Below are 14,421 nucleotides of genomic sequence, written 5' to 3' on the forward strand. Positions count from 1 at the left end.
GGAAGTGGGGGGGACGGATTTTCCCCGCGATGCGAGGTGACTGACAGATCGCAATCGCGGGACAAGCCCGCTCCCACCGGGTGTCTTACACTGACTGTGGCATCTCTCCGCGGGCCAGACGCTTGTTGATATCAGCGATTACTTCTGGAAGCTCGTTGATAGTGTCGATCAGGTAATGTGGGCGTGAACCTTCGAACAGGGCATGGATGCGCTTGCGCTCGCTGTCCAGGGTGTCCGAAGCCAGGGCGCGGTAACCTTCGTAGGTCAGGCCCAGGGCGTTGCCCGAACACACCAGCGCGACGGTCCACATGCCGGCGCGGCGACCTTCGAGGATGCCGGGTACGGTATCGTCGACTTTAACGCAGGCCGCTACATCATCAATGCCCAGGGCAATCACGTTAGCCAGGGCCTGGGCCGGCCATGGGCGACCGTTTGGCGTTTCATCGGTTGCCACCACGTGATCGGCGACATAGCCATTCTGCGCGGCCAGCTCAACCACCTTGTCCATCACCACTTTCGGGTAGCCGGAGCAGGAGCCGATCTTCAGGCCGTCCTTGCGCAGACCGGTCAGCGTGTCCAGGGCGCCGGGGATCAAGGCTGAGTGCACAGCGATCTTTTCGATCTGCAAGGGCATGAAGCGCTCATAGATTGCAGTGACGTCGTCGTCAGTGGGGGTGCGACCGAACACCTTGCGATAGCGCTCGGCAATCTGCGGTTGATCGCACAGGGTGCGGATGTGATCCCATTTACCCATGCCCATCGGGCCGCGGGCTTCTTCGATAGAGACTTCGACGTCGAACTCGGCAAAGGCTTCGACGAAGATCTGGGTCGGCGCGAAGGAGCCGAAGTCGACCACGGTGCCGGCCCAGTCGAGGATGGCGGCTTGCAGTTGCGTTGGGTTGCTGTAGTTCATGTGCGAATTCCTAGAGAGTGTGTCAGCGCTTCAGATGTCCAGTACTTCCATTTCCCGCAGCACTTCGGCCACAGCGTTCACGGCGGCTTGCATGCCGTCCGGTCCGACGACGCCGATGCAACCGACGCGGAAGGTCTCGACCTGGGTCAGCTTGCCCGGGTAGAGGATGAAACCCTTGGCCTTGACCCGCTCGTAGAAGTCCTTGAACTGGTAGCGCGGATCGTTTGGCGCATGGAAGGTGACGATGATCGGTGCCTGGATCTCGGCGGGCAGAAAGCTGTGCAGACCTATTGCCGCCATGCCATCGAGTAGCACTTTGCAGTTGCTGGCGTAACGCTGGTGACGGGCAGGCAGGCCACCTTCCTCGTTGTACTGCAGCAGGGCTTCGTGCAATGCGGCGACAACATGGGTAGGCGGTGTGAAGCGCCATTGGCCGGTCTTGGCCATGTAGGCGTGTTGATCCTGCAGGTCCATGGCAAGGGACGGCGAGTTGCCTTCAGCCGCCGCCAGGGAGGCTTTGTTGGCGAAGACGAAGCCCATGCCAGGTACGCCTTCCAGGCACTTGCCGGAGGCAGCGATAAGGGCATCGAAAGGGACTTCGCGGGCATCGATGGGCAGCGCGCCGAACGAGCTCATGGCATCGATGATCAAGCGCTTGCCGTGGCGGGCGATGACTGCGGCGATCTCTGCCAGCGGGTTGAGGATGCCGGTGCTGGTTTCGCAGTGGATCAGCGCAACATGAGTGATGCTGGTATCGGCCGCCAGCAGACGGTCGACGTCTGCTGCGGTGGTCGGCTGGTCTTCAGCGGTTTCAAAGGTGCTGTAGGCGCGGCCCAGTACTTTGCAGATCTTCGCCAGGCGCTGGCCGTAGGCACCGTTGATCAGCACCAGAACCTTGCCGTCGCGAGGCACCAGGGTGCCGATGGCAGCTTCCACGGCGAAGGTGCCGCTGCCTTGCAGGGGCACACAGTGGTGGCTGTCGGCGCCGTTGACGATGGCCAGCAGCTGCTCGCAGAGGCTGGCGGTCAGTTGGTTGAAATCACGGTCCCACGAGCCCCAGTCCACCATCATCGCTTGGCGGGTGCGGGACGAGGTGGTCAAAGGACCTGGGGTCAGCAGGATAGGGGCGTTGCTCATTCCGGAGTTCCTCACAAGCGGTGGGCTGAAACTACGGGGCCTAAGTTGCAATTCTGCGCGTCATCAATCAAATTGTTTGTTGTTATGCCAGCCATAAGTCAGGCCGATAGATATGAATCTGTTTCAGCTCCGAGCATTCGATGCCGTGGCCCGCGAGGGCAGTTTCACCCGCGCTGCGGCGCGCTTGTTCATCAGCCAGCCGGCGGTCACGGGGCATATCAAGGCCCTGGAAGAGCACTACCAGATCACCTTGCTGCGACGCACCGCGCGGCGCGTTGAGCTGACTGAAGAGGGCACGCGCCTGGCCGCGATCACCCGGGCGATGTTTGGCCTGGCCGAGGAAGCCCAGGCCATGCTTGAGGCCAACCGCCAGTTGCTCACCGGACGTCTGGAGGTGGCTGCCGACGGCCCGCACCGGGTCATGCCGATGCTCGCCCAGCTGCGCGCGCGCTATCCCGGCATCACCGTCAACCTGCGCCTGGGCAACGCCCAGGAAACCCTGGCTGCGCTGCTGGGTGAACACGCGGACGTGGCCGTGCTGACCGAGGTTGAACCGCGCAAGGGGCTGCACTTGCAGAACCTGGGCGACTCGCAGATCTGTGCCTTGTTGCCGGCAGGTCACCCCTGGGCGGTTGATGGGCAAGCACTACCGATCAGCGAGCTGGATCGACAAATCATGGTGCTGCGCGAACCCAGCTCGATCACCCGTCGTACCTTCGACCAGGCCTGTACGCAAGCTGAGGTTCAGCCTCGGGTTCTGTTGGAGCTGGACAGCCGTGAAGCGGTAACCGAGGCGGTCGCCGCCGAACTGGGTATCGGTATCGTGTCTTCGGTTGAGGTCAGCCATGATCCGCGCGTGGTGGCGCGTTCGATTGCAGGACCTGGGCTGGTTAACCGGCACATGATCGGATGCCTGGAGCGGCGCCGGGAGTTGCGCCTGATCCAGGCGTTCCTGAGCCTGGCGCCGACGGTATGACGCGGCGCTGGCATTTTTTGCTGCGGCCCCTAAGATGGCCGTCAAACAAGACGGGTAAGGCGAAGTACTGTTGATGGCGGGTAAAGACACCATCTCGATGCAACTGGTGCGCGAGGCATTGCTGCAAAGCTGTGCGCCGGGTGCGCCGAGCCAGGCTTTGCTCAGTCGCATCGGTATCGATCCGATCCTGCTTGAACAGGCTGATGCACGGGTGCCGGCCAGTGCCTACGCACAGCTCTGGCGATTGCTGGCACGACGTACAAACGACGAATTTTTCGGTATGGACCCGCGCGGTTTGCGCAGCGGCAGCCTGGCGTTTCTGTGTCGTGCGGCGATGGCTCAGCCGACTCTGGCTGCGGGTCTGGATACGGCTTTGACCTTTCTGTCGCTGATGCTCGAAGACCTGCAACCGGCCATGATCCGTCAGCAGAGCCTGGCCGAAATTGTCATTGGTGAACCACGTGAGCAGCCGCGCCGCGCCTTCACTTACTTCACTTTCTGGATGATCGTCCACGGCGTCGCCTGCTGGCTGGCCGGACGGCGCATTCCGATCCTGGCCATCGAGTTGCGCTGCGCAGAGCCACCGTTCTGCGACGACTATCGGGTGATGTTCTCGGAGAACCTGCAGTTCAATCGCCCGCGCTCACGGATGATCATCGCTGCGGATTGTCTTGATCTACCGCTCAAGCGCAGCGAGGAAGAATTGCAGCGCTTCCTCGCCGAGGCGCCTGGAAACATCCTGGTCAAATACCGCGATCCGGCCAGCCTGGCACGTCGGGTTCGCCAGGATCTACGCCAGATGGATCCCGGCCAATGGCCTGACGCCGACAGCCTGGCGCGTCACCTGTGCCTGTCTGCCTCGACCCTGCGCCGCCGCCTGGCGGAAGAGGGGCAGACCTACCAGGGCCTCAAGGACAGTGTACGGCGGGAACTGGCGATCACCTGGCTGGCCGAGGTTGAGCTGGGCTTTGCCGACATTGCCGAGCGCCTTGGTTTTGCTGACAGCAGCTCGTTCTACAAGGCGTTTCGCAAGTGGTTCGGTTGCAACCCGGGGCATTATCGAACGGTGATTCTGCAAGGGCAGGCACGAGACTGAAGGCGAGTGCTTTCCTTCTGCATTGACCGACGTGGGCAGTGGAAGCTTGACGGCTCCGACCATCACATGGACGACCGTCATGACACAAAGCCAACCCAGCGCAGGCCCAGCTGGCGTCGCAGAAAAAATCGCCAATGCCACCGATGATTTCATCAAGGAGCGTCTGCCGGCCTGGTTGACGCGTGCTTCACCTGAGCAGATCAATGCGATTCGCGAGGGCTGGCGGGCGCATAGCTCCAGCCAGGATCAACTGCAACAGGCGAGTGCCGGGATCATTTCCCCGGACACCTTTGCCGAAAATAGACTTCAGCCTTTTCTGCAGGCTCTTGAAGTGAAGGAGAAGCTTCGCGATCTCTACTGGCGCGAGCTACGGCGTTCATTTCGAGTTCCGCAGGGAGGATTGCTGCCAGAAGACACGATTTACTTTGTCCATCAACCTGCGTTGCAGCGCTTGATGCAGAGCTTCATGCCCAATACGAGCTTTTACCTGGGCTCGGGCCTGGCTTCTTCAGACAAGGACCCTGTTCCTGTTAGCAACCCGGTGGATCTGATTGTCAATCAAACCGACATAATCACTGCGTTCTGCCGCGAGCAGGATATAGGTCAGGACTATCAGGCTCATCTTGAAGAGATGTTCGCCGGGGAGATGCAGAGTGCTTTGGCGCAGGATAAGCGCAAAGGGTTGGCGCTGCTGGCAGAGATCGCCGCGGCAAAGGGTGAGATTGATCAGGCCGACCTGCAAATGTTACGTCAAATGGTGGCTGATGCTTCGCGGCCTTACGCTCCAGGTCTTGGTTGGCGGGTCTTGCAGTTCAAGCTGCTGGGTTGCCAGATCGATGGGGCTCTGGCATTTGAACATCGCGACACTGATGAACAGGTCCAGCGCGTGCTGCTGTATTTGCCCGACGCTCCCGAGCGCTCCCTGTACCGTTTCGATTCCTGGTCGCAGTTGAATGACACACTGGCGGCGGACTTGAGCAAACCTGGCGTTGATACGTACGTGCGCCGCCGGATCGGTCTCAGACAATTGCCTGGGATGCTCAGCACATTGGCCAAGCGCCTCGCGGACCCGTCACCTGACCTGGAGCCGACAGGCGAGGTCCCAGCTGTTGATGTTTTCGACAGCCTGGCAGCTATGCAGATACTCCGTATCAAGGATGATGCCCGGCAGATTCTGGTGCCGACTGGAGATGCCGACCACGCGGCCTCCGAGCAGCGACTTGAACAGATGAAGAGTGTCGGCCTGCTCATGCTCAACGTGGCAGGTCTGTTTGTACCTGTGGTTGGGGCTCTGCTGCTGGCGCAGACAGCTGTGCAACTTCTCTCGGAAACCTTCGAAGGTGTGCGTGACTGGTCTCGTGGTCATCAGCACGAAGCCATGGAGCACCTGCTGGGGGTAGCCGAAACCCTGGCGGTAGGGGCAGGGGTCGCGGTAGGGGCAGGGGTGGTAGCCCGAGGTTTTGCCCGCAGTGATTTCGTCGACGGCATGGTTCCCATCAACAGTAATGCAGGTGACCAGCGTCTCTGGTCCGAAGACCTGAGTCCCTATGCCGCGCAGGATGTGCCGGAGCAAACGCAGGTGCTGGATAATGGCCTGCACAGCGATGGCCAGCGCCATTGGTGGCGACACGACAACACCTTCTACGAGGTTCGTCAGCGCCAGGGCCGCTGGCAGCTACAGCATCCACAGCGTCCGCAGGCTTACGCGCCGAGCTTGCGGTTCAATGGCGAGCGCAGTTGGCGCTTGAGCTTCGAACACCCTTTTGAATGGCAAGGCAGCGCGCTGCTGTTGAGTCGCCTGTGGCCGCAAGTGGCCAGTCTCGATGTACTGCGGGTCGAACAGATCCTGCAGGTGTCAGGTGTCGATGAGGATGAGTTGCGCGGCCTGCTGGTAGAGAACCGTTCGCTGCCAGTGAGTTTGCGCGACACCCTGGAGCGCTTCAGTGTCGATGCACGGATCGAAAGCTTTTTCACAGAGCTCGAGCAGTTTGAGTCGGCGGAAGGTGACCCGGAGTTCTACACCTGGTGTCTGGCGCAGATCGATACGACGGATCTGAGCGCAGCCGAGCAACGCAGCGAAGTACTTGATCAGTCCGGACATTTGCGCGAGGGGCTGTTTGAGCATTTCAGCCGGCAGTACCTGGCCGCTGATGATGCACTGGCACTTGTCCAGCGAGATTTTCCGGGCCTGCCGGATGCGTATGCATTGCACCTGCTGCAGCAGGCGAATGACGCGGATCGGCTGCGCATGACCGAAGAGCAGCGCATTCCCTTGGCGCTGGCGGAGCAGGCGCGCTCGCTGCTTCGCCATGCGAGGCTGACGCGGATGCGCGAGGGGCTGTTTCTGCGGAGCAGTTATCAGGCCGACTCGGTCGACTTGACGTTCAATCTGCTGCGTAATCATGCGCGATGGCCAAGCGACGTCAACCTTGAATTGCGCGAAGGCTCCGAGAGCGGCCGCCGCCTTGCAGTGCTGGACCCGCAGAGCGAAGATGCGCGAGTAATGGTGAGGCGCGCAGGACGCTTTTCGCTGTACGATCGTCAGGGCTATGAACTGGACCTTGGAATCGAGGAACCAGCAGGCTTGCCAGAAGTGTTGCTTGCCGTCCTGCAGGATGACCAGCGGGCGCGATTGCGCTGGTCTGGAACCGATGCTGCAGAGCAGGTACGCCGCGATGTACAAGGTTGGTTGCCGACGAGTCGCGAACAACTGGAGCGCCTGCTGGGCTGGCGCGAGGTCAAACCCTGGTTCAACCCGGGTCAGCGCCTGGCCGATGGTCGGGTTGGCTATCTGCTGAGTGGGCGCGGGAGAGGCCGCAGCCAGATCGAAAGCATGCTGCGCGCGCGCATCCGCGCCCTTTATGTCGGCTTCAGTGAAAACCAGGTAGAGGGCTACCTCCGTATTCTGCTTCAGGCGCCTGGCTCGGCCTTCAGTAGTTTGCTGAGCCAGGAGCACGAGTACCAGCAGTTGGATGCGTCCCTGGCCACCTGGGTGAGTAATGCTTCGCAAGCGCCCGCACACCGCGCCCGCCTGGCTGCGGCTGAAGAACTGCGGCGCTGCTGGCGATTGCAGGGCGAGCCAATCAGGGATCACCACGGGCAATCGCTGGGAATGCGCTTGAGCCTGTTCGGTACGGGGCTGCAAACGTTGCCTGAGTTGCCGGTACGGGCTGATTTCAACCATGTCACCGATCTCGTCCTGGTAAACCTGCAGTTGCAGCAGCTTCCAGTGAGTTTCCTGCAAAACTTCAGGGAAGTACGCTGGCTGAATCTGAGTAACAATCAGCTCGCCGTGCTACCGGCGGGTCTTGACCAGCTCAACGAACTGCGAACCCTGCGGTTGAACGATAACCGTATTCACTTGACCAGACCCGGCGCTGATGAACTGGCGAGTCTGCCGCAACTGCGTACGCTGAACCTAAGTGGCAATCCGCTCGGCCCAATCAACCTGCGGTTTCGCCAACCGTCACGCTTGAGTGATTTGTACCTGCGTAACTGCGGATTGCAGGCTGTACCATCGGGCCTGACCTGGTGTCCCTTTCTTGAGCACGCCGACCTGCGCAGTAATCAGATCGCCAGCGTACCCAATGAAATCCTGCAAGCGCCGCACTCATTCCGACGCGCGTTGTCGCTGCAATCCAACCCGCTGTCGCGGGCGACCATGCTGCGCTTGAATGCACCCGATCCTTTGATTGTCCGCCCTGCCGGACCCGACGTGCAGGTGAGCAGGACTGAGTGGACTCAAGCTTCAGACCCTCTGGTCCAGCAACAACGGGGCACAGTGTGGGACAGCTTGCTGGCCGAGCCCGATAGCCACGAATTCTTCCAGTTGATCAGTGAGTTGTCCGGCACCAGCGACTTTCGCCAGGCCCGGGATGACCTGGAGCGGCGCGTATGGGAGATGCTCGAGGCGGCGCAGCAAAGCAGTGAGCTGCGTCAGGAACTGTTCAGCCTCGCTGCTAATCCGCGCACCTGTGTTGACAGTGTTTCCTCCTGTTTTAGCGCCCTCGAGGTCCGGGTTTTCCTTGCCCGCGCCTTGCAACGCAGCGAATCAGCTGAGGTGAGCGCTGCACGCCTGGACGTCGCCAGGCGACTGTTCCGTCTGGACCGGGTCGAGCAGATAGCCCGTGAGGATATCGAATTGCGCAGGGCTGCCGGACGGGGAGTCGATGAAGTCGAGGTCAACCTGGCCTATCGCAGCGGCCTGGCGCGTGAGCTGGGGTTGCCGGGGCAGCCTGCCACCATGCAGTTCCAGGCGGTCGCCGGGGTCAGCGATGCGCAACTTGCCGATGCTGTGCAGGTCGTCCGGGATGCCGAAAACAGCGATGCCCTGGCCGAATACATCAGTCAGCGGGACTTTTGGCTGGAGTATCTGCACCGCGAATACGCCGAGCGCTTTACAGCCGTCGAACAACCGTTCTGGGACCGGCTTGAAGCGCTGAACGACGGGGAGGGTAGCAATGAAGGCGCTTACCTGGAACAGGCCAGCCAGTTGGCCAGCGAGCGTGAGCAGGCGCTCAAGGCATTGGCGCTGGACCTGACCCGTGAAGCCCTGGCCGTCGAGCGGGCAGGCGAAGGAGGCAGTTGAAGCCCGTCAGGGCGCGCGGCCAAACCAGTCATCCAGTTTGACAGCTTTGGCCATTGTCCCAAGGCCCATCCAGCGCGACTATCGTCAGATTCATGGTGCTACTCCAACAATAAGAACCAGGAGTCTGACGATGCGTGACTACGCTGAGGCCGCGAGCGGCTTTGACTATTCCCGAGTGGCCGACGCCACTCTGCAGGGTGGCCTTGATGCGCTCAATGCCTGTGTCGAGTGCTGCGATCGCCATGTCGGCAGCGACAGAATCGCCCTGAATTGGGAAGGGCGTGATGGCGATCATGCGCAGTACAGTTTCGAGCAGCTGCAGGAACAGGCCGCACGGTTTGCCAATGTCTTGCGTGCTCAGGGTGTGGGTCCTGGTGATCGGGTCGCCGGCCTTTTGCCGCGAATTCCTGAACTGCTGGTCACCGTGCTGGCCAGTTGGCGCCTGGGGGCGGTCTACCAGCCGTTGTTCACGGCTTTTGGCCCCAAAGCCATTGAGCATCGCTTGCACCAATCCGCTGCCCGGGTGGTGATCACCGACCGTAGCAACCGCAGTAAGCTCGATGAGGTCGTCGATTGCCCGGCAATCATCTGTGTCAGGCCCCAGGCAGACGCTCCTGACGTGGATTTTCATCAAGCGTTGGACTCCGCCAGCCCTCAGTGCGAGCCGGTGCTGCTCAGTGGCGATGCGCCATTTCTGATGATGTTTACCTCAGGCACCACTGGGCCGGCCAAACCGTTGCTGGTACCGCTACGCGCCATCGTTGCCTTCCAGGGCTACATGCGCGATGCGATTGACCTGCGCGACGAGGACAATTTCTGGAACCTGGCCGATCCGGGCTGGGCCTACGGCCTGTACTACGCCGTGACTGGTCCTCTGGCGCTGGGCCATTCCACCACGTTCTACGATGGGCCGTTCAGCGTCGAGAGTACGTGTCGGGTGATCAACAAGTACGCCATCAGTAATCTGGCCGGCTCACCTACCGCCTATCGTCTGCTGATTGCCGCTGGCGGGACCTTCTCCAAGCCCATCGAAGGCCGTCTGCGGGTGGTCAGCAGTGCCGGTGAGCCGCTCAATCCAGAGGTGATCCGCTGGTTTGCCGATGAGCTGGAGGTGACTATTCATGACCACTACGGACAAACCGAACTGGGCATGGTGCTGTGCAACCACCATGGTTTGCAGCATCCGGTGCACGTCGGATCGGCAGGCTTCGCCATTCCCGGGCACCGCATTGTCGTGCTTGATGAGCACAACCACGAACTGCCTGTCGGAGTGCCGGGGATTCTTGCCGTGGACCGGGAACAGTCGCCGCTGTGCTGGTTTGGCGGGTACCACGGCGTGCCGACCAAATCCATCATCGGCAAGTACTACCTGAGTGGTGACACCGTTGAGCTGAACGCTGACGGCAGCATCAGCTTCGTGGGGCGTAGCGACGATGTGATCACCACCTCCGGTTACCGGGTCGGCCCTTTTGATGTCGAGAGTGCGCTAATCGAGCATCCCGCGGTGATCGAGGCAGCCGTCGTCGGCAAACCGGACCCGGAACGTACCGAACTGATCAAGGCCTTCGTGGTGCTGGCCGACGGCCAACAGCCCAGCGAGGAACTGGCGGAGGCTTTGAAGCAGCATGTGCGCCAGCGCCTCTATGCCCACGCCTACCCACGGGAAATCGAATTTGTCAGCGAGCTGCCGAAAACGCCGAGCGGCAAGCTGCAGCGTTTCATCCTGCGTAATCAGGAAATAGCCAAACAACAAGCCGCGCTGGCCTCGACCGCCAGCGCCTGAGGAACCCCATCATGCAGATTGCCAACAAGAACTTTATCGTCAGCGGCGCGGCCTCGGGGCTCGGCGCCGCCACTGCCGAAATGCTCATCGACGCCGGTGCCCAGGTCATGCTGGTCGACCTCAATGCCGAAGCCGTACAGGCCAAAGCCCAAGCGCTGGGCAGCAAGGCGCGTTTCGCCGTTGCCGACATCAGTCAGGAGGCAGCGGCCAAGGCCGCAGTCGACGCTGCTGTTGCCGCGTTTGGCAGCCTGCAGGGGTTGGTCAACTGCGCCGGCATTGTCGGTGCCGAGAAAGTCCTGGGCAAGAACGGCCCCCATGGCCTGGAGAGTTTCAGCCGGGTCATCAACGTTAATCTGATCGGCAGCTTCAATCTGCTGCGTCTGGCCGCTGCAGCCATGGCCGAAGGTGAAGCGAGCGTCGAAGGTGAGCGTGGGGTCATTATCAACACCGCCTCGATTGCCGCCTACGACGGCCAGATCGGCCAGGCCGCCTATGCCGCCTCCAAGGGCGCCATCGCCAGCCTGACGCTGCCAGCGGCGCGTGAGCTGGCACGCTTTGGCATCCGCGTGATGACCATCGCCCCAGGTATTTTTGAAACGCCGATGATGGCTGGGATGACTCAGGAAGTACGCGATTCGCTGGCGGCCGGTGTGCCATTCCCACCACGCCTGGGCCGTCCACAGGAATACGCTGCGCTGGCACGGCACATCATCGAAAACAGCATGCTCAATGGTGAGGTGATCCGTCTCGACGGTGCCTTGCGCATGGCCGCCAAGTAATTGCAGGAGTACCTATCATGACCCTCGCCAATGATCCGATCGTAATCGTCAGCGCCGTGCGTACCCCCATGGGTGGCCTGCAGGGCGACCTGAAAAGCCTCACTGCTCCACAACTCGGTGCTGCTGCCATTCGCGCCGCGGTAGAGCGTGCCGGCGTTGCTGCCGACAGTGTCGAGCAGGTGCTGTTCGGTTGCGTGTTACCCGCCGGCCTGGGCCAGGCGCCTGCCCGACAGGCTGCCTTGGGTGCCGGATTGAACAAGTCGACCACCTGCACCACCTTGAACAAAATGTGCGGTTCGGGCATGCAGGCGACCATCATGGCTCACGACATGCTCCTGGCCGGCAGCGCTGATGTGGTGGTGGCCGGCGGCATGGAAAGCATGTCCAATGCGCCGTACCTGCTGGACAAGGCGCGCAGCGGCTATCGTATGGGCCACGGCAAGATCATCGACCATATGTTCTTCGATGGCCTCGAGGATGCCTACGACAAGGGGCGTCTGATGGGGACCTTCGCCGAGGACTGCGCCGAGGCCAATGGCTTTAGCCGTCAGCAACAGGACGACTTCGCGATTGCCTCGCTGACCCGCGCGCAACAGGCGATCAAGGGCGGCAGCTTTGCCAGTGAGATCGTCCCGGTGCAGGTCACCGAAGGCAAGACCCAGCGTCTGGTCAGTGATGACGAACAGCCACCCAAGGCTCGCCTGGACAAGATTCCCCAGCTCAAAGCGGCCTTCCGTGACGGCGGTACGGTCACTGCGGCCAACTCCAGTTCCATTTCCGACGGCGCGGCGGCCCTGGTGCTGATGCGTCGTTCCCAGGCTGAAAAGCAGGGACTCAAACCACTGGCCGTCATCCATGGCCATGCCGCTTTCGCCGACACCCCGGCACTGTTTCCGACAGCACCGATTGGCGCCATCGACAAACTGATGAAACGCACCGGCTGGAATCTGGCCGAGGTCGATCTGTTCGAGATCAACGAAGCCTTTGCCGTGGTCACCCTGGCGGCCATGAAGCACCTGGACCTGCCCCATGACAAGGTCAACATCCACGGCGGCGCGTGTGCTCTGGGCCATCCGATTGGTGCATCGGGCGCACGCATTCTCGTCACCTTGCTGGCGGCCTTGCGTCAGAAAGGCCTGCGCCGTGGCGTTGCAGCCATCTGCATTGGTGGCGGTGAAGCGACCGCTATGGCCGTCGAGTGTCTGTACTGAGGTGCACCATGCTAGTCAATGACGAACAACAGCAAATCAGTGACGCGGTCCGCCAGTTTGCGCAGGAACGTCTGCGGCCGTTTGCCGAACAATGGGACCGCGAACATCGCTTTCCCAAGGAGGCCATCGAAGAGATGGCCGAGATGGGCCTGTTTGGCATGCTGGTGCCAGAGCAGTGGGGCGGCAGCGATACCGGCTATGTCGCTTATGCCATGGCCCTGGAAGAAATTGCCGCGGGCGATGGCGCGTGCTCGACCATTATGAGCGTGCACAACTCGGTGGGTTGCGTACCGATCCTCAAGTTCGGCACTGACGCCCAGAAGCAGCGGTTCCTCACGCCGCTGGCAAGCGGGCAGATGCTCGGCGCCTTTGCCCTCACCGAACCCCAGGCTGGCTCCGACGCCAGCAGCCTGAAGACCCGCGCTCGCCGTGACGGCGAGCACTATGTGCTCAATGGCTGCAAACAGTTCATCACCTCCGGGCAGAATGCCGGCGTGGTCATTGTCTTCGCCGTTACTGATCCTGCTGCCGGTAAGCGCGGTATCAGTGCGTTTATCGTTCCGACCGATTCACCCGGCTACCAGGTTGCGCGGGTCGAGGACAAGCTCGGCCAGCATGCTTCTGATACCTGCCAGATCGTCTTCGACGATGTGCGGGTACCGGTAGCCAACCGTCTGGGTGAGGAGGGTGAAGGCTACAAGATCGCCCTGGCCAACCTTGAAGGCGGACGCATCGGTATCGCATCGCAGTCGGTGGGCATGGCTCGCGCCGCGTTCGAGGTGGCCCGTGACTACGCCCGCGAACGGCAGAGCTTCGGCAAGCCATTGATCGAGCATCAGGCCGTGGCATTTCGCTTGGCCGACATGGCGACCCGGGTCGCAGTTGCCCGGCAAATGGTTTTGCATGCCGCTGCGCTGCGGGATACCGGGCGTCCGGCGCTGGTTGAAGCGTCGATGGCCAAGCTGTTTGCCTCGGAAATGGCCGAAAAGGTCTGCTCCGAAGCCTTGCAGACCCTGGGCGGTTATGGCTATCTGAGCGACTTCCCGCTGGAGCGGATCTACCGCGATGTGCGGGTTTGCCAGATCTATGAAGGCACCAGCGACATTCAGCGCATGGTCATTGCGCGCAATCTTTGAAGGAGCAGTCTGCATGGCATTTGAAACCATCCTGTTGGACATCCATGGCAAGGTCGGCCTGATCACGTTGAATCGGCCACAGGCGTTGAACGCGCTGAACGCGCAGATCGTCGGTGAGATCAACCAGGCGCTGGACCAACTGGAAGCCAACCCGAACATTGGCTGCGTGGTGCTCACCGGCTCAGCCAAGGCCTTTGCTGCGGGTGCCGATATCAAGGAAATGGCCGACCTGCGTTACCCGCAGATCTATGTCGATGACTTGTTCAGCGATGCCGACCGTATCGCCAACCGGCGCAAGCCGATTATCGCCGCGGTGTCGGGCTTCGCCTTGGGCGGTGGCTGCGAGCTGGCGATGATGTGCGATTTCATTCTTGCTGCTGACAATGCCAAGTTCGGCCAGCCGGAAATCAACCTGGGCGTGTTGCCGGGCATGGGCGGCACCCAGCGTCTGACCCGCGCAGTGGGCAAGGCCAAGGCCATGGAACTGTGCCTGAGCGGACGCCTGATGGGCGCCGAGGAAGCCGAGCGTGCAGGGTTGGTGGCGCGCGTGGTGCCGCAGGCGGATTTGCTGGAGGAAGCCTTGAAGGTGGCAGCAACGATTGCCAGCAAGTCGATTCCGATGACCATGATGGTCAAGGAAAGCGTCAACCGTGCCTTTGAGGTCAACCTCGCTGAAGGCGTGCGCTTCGAGCGCCGGGTGTTCCATGCAGCCTTCGCCACCGAAGATCAGAAGGAAGGTATGGCGGCATTCATTGCCAAGCGTGAAGCGCAGTTCAAGGACCGTTGAAAACCAGGGCCGCTG

The 14,421-nt window shown here is 61.4% G+C and carries 10 protein-coding genes; 8 read left to right on the forward strand and 2 right to left on the reverse strand.

All coding sequences use genetic code 11. The features are described 5' to 3' along the window. Positions 1-85: 85 nt before the first annotated feature. Positions 86-913 (reverse strand): phosphonoacetaldehyde hydrolase, encoded by an 828-nt coding sequence (gene phnX, locus ACO6VD_RS18395; RefSeq protein ID WP_038613009.1) that lies wholly within the window; start codon positions 911-913, stop codon positions 86-88. Positions 914-943: 30 nt separating this feature from the next. After that, complete coding sequence (locus tag ACO6VD_RS18400) at positions 944-2,050, reverse strand: 2-aminoethylphosphonate--pyruvate transaminase (protein ID WP_422421101.1); 1,107 nt, start codon at positions 2,048-2,050, stop codon at positions 944-946. Between the two features lie 112 nt (positions 2,051-2,162). On the opposite strand from ACO6VD_RS18400, the gene ACO6VD_RS18405 reads away from it, so the two are divergent. The 8 genes from ACO6VD_RS18405 (at position 2,163) to ACO6VD_RS18440 (ending at position 14,406) form a co-directional block, all read left to right on the forward strand. Then, positions 2,163-3,026, forward strand: coding sequence for a LysR substrate-binding domain-containing protein (locus tag ACO6VD_RS18405; protein WP_422421103.1), 864 nt, complete (start codon positions 2,163-2,165; stop codon positions 3,024-3,026). A gap of 73 nt (positions 3,027-3,099) precedes the next feature. Then, positions 3,100-4,122 carry an AraC family transcriptional regulator gene (locus ACO6VD_RS18410; RefSeq protein ID WP_422421105.1) on the forward strand — a complete coding sequence of 341 codons (1,023 nt, stop codon included), beginning with the start codon at positions 3,100-3,102 and terminating at the stop codon, positions 4,120-4,122. A gap of 79 nt (positions 4,123-4,201) precedes the next feature. After that, positions 4,202-8,710 (forward strand): NEL-type E3 ubiquitin ligase domain-containing protein, encoded by a 4,509-nt coding sequence (locus ACO6VD_RS18415; protein ID WP_422421107.1) that lies wholly within the window; start codon positions 4,202-4,204, stop codon positions 8,708-8,710. 130 nt (positions 8,711-8,840) lie between these two features. Next, positions 8,841-10,493: an AMP-binding protein gene (locus ACO6VD_RS18420; protein ID WP_422421109.1), complete on the forward strand. Its 1,653-nt coding sequence runs from the start codon at positions 8,841-8,843 to the stop codon at positions 10,491-10,493. 11 nt (positions 10,494-10,504) lie between these two features. Further along, a complete protein-coding gene (locus tag ACO6VD_RS18425; RefSeq protein ID WP_422421111.1) occupies positions 10,505-11,272 on the forward strand; it encodes an SDR family NAD(P)-dependent oxidoreductase in 768 nt (255 codons plus the stop codon). 17 nt (positions 11,273-11,289) lie between these two features. Next, positions 11,290-12,483 (forward strand): acetyl-CoA C-acyltransferase, encoded by a 1,194-nt coding sequence (locus tag ACO6VD_RS18430; RefSeq protein WP_422421112.1) that lies wholly within the window; start codon positions 11,290-11,292, stop codon positions 12,481-12,483. Between the two features lie 8 nt (positions 12,484-12,491). Continuing rightward, complete coding sequence (locus tag ACO6VD_RS18435) at positions 12,492-13,619, forward strand: acyl-CoA dehydrogenase (protein WP_422421113.1); 1,128 nt, start codon at positions 12,492-12,494, stop codon at positions 13,617-13,619. A gap of 13 nt (positions 13,620-13,632) precedes the next feature. Next, the gene (locus ACO6VD_RS18440) at positions 13,633-14,406 is read left to right on the forward strand and encodes an enoyl-CoA hydratase (protein WP_422421114.1); all 774 of its coding nucleotides are present in this window, start codon (positions 13,633-13,635) and stop codon (positions 14,404-14,406) included. The last annotated feature ends 15 nt before the right edge of the window (positions 14,407-14,421 follow it).

This window comes from Pseudomonas sp. GZD-222, from assembly GCF_049310525.1.
Taxonomy (GTDB): Bacteria; Pseudomonadota; Gammaproteobacteria; order Pseudomonadales; family Pseudomonadaceae; genus Aquipseudomonas.

Bases quoted from the DNA above. Each gene is read 5' to 3' on its own strand.
- ACO6VD_RS18435 (WP_422421113.1), top strand. From the start codon at position 12,492: ATGCTAGTCAATGACGAACAACAGCAAATCAGTGACGCGGTCCGCCAG.
- ACO6VD_RS18405 (WP_422421103.1), top strand. From the start codon at position 2,163: ATGAATCTGTTTCAGCTCCGAGCATTCGATGCCGTGGCCCGCGAGGGC.
- ACO6VD_RS18440 (WP_422421114.1), top strand. From the start codon at position 13,633: ATGGCATTTGAAACCATCCTGTTGGACATCCATGGCAAGGTCGGCCTG.
- ACO6VD_RS18420 (WP_422421109.1), top strand. From the start codon at position 8,841: ATGCGTGACTACGCTGAGGCCGCGAGCGGCTTTGACTATTCCCGAGTG.
- ACO6VD_RS18415 (WP_422421107.1), top strand. From the start codon at position 4,202: ATGACACAAAGCCAACCCAGCGCAGGCCCAGCTGGCGTCGCAGAAAAA.
- ACO6VD_RS18430 (WP_422421112.1), top strand. From the start codon at position 11,290: ATGACCCTCGCCAATGATCCGATCGTAATCGTCAGCGCCGTGCGTACC.
- ACO6VD_RS18410 (WP_422421105.1), top strand. From the start codon at position 3,100: ATGGCGGGTAAAGACACCATCTCGATGCAACTGGTGCGCGAGGCATTG.
- ACO6VD_RS18425 (WP_422421111.1), top strand. From the start codon at position 10,505: ATGCAGATTGCCAACAAGAACTTTATCGTCAGCGGCGCGGCCTCGGGG.
- phnX (WP_038613009.1), bottom strand. From the start codon at position 913: ATGAACTACAGCAACCCAACGCAACTGCAAGCCGCCATCCTCGACTGG.
- ACO6VD_RS18400 (WP_422421101.1), bottom strand. From the start codon at position 2,050: ATGAGCAACGCCCCTATCCTGCTGACCCCAGGTCCTTTGACCACCTCG.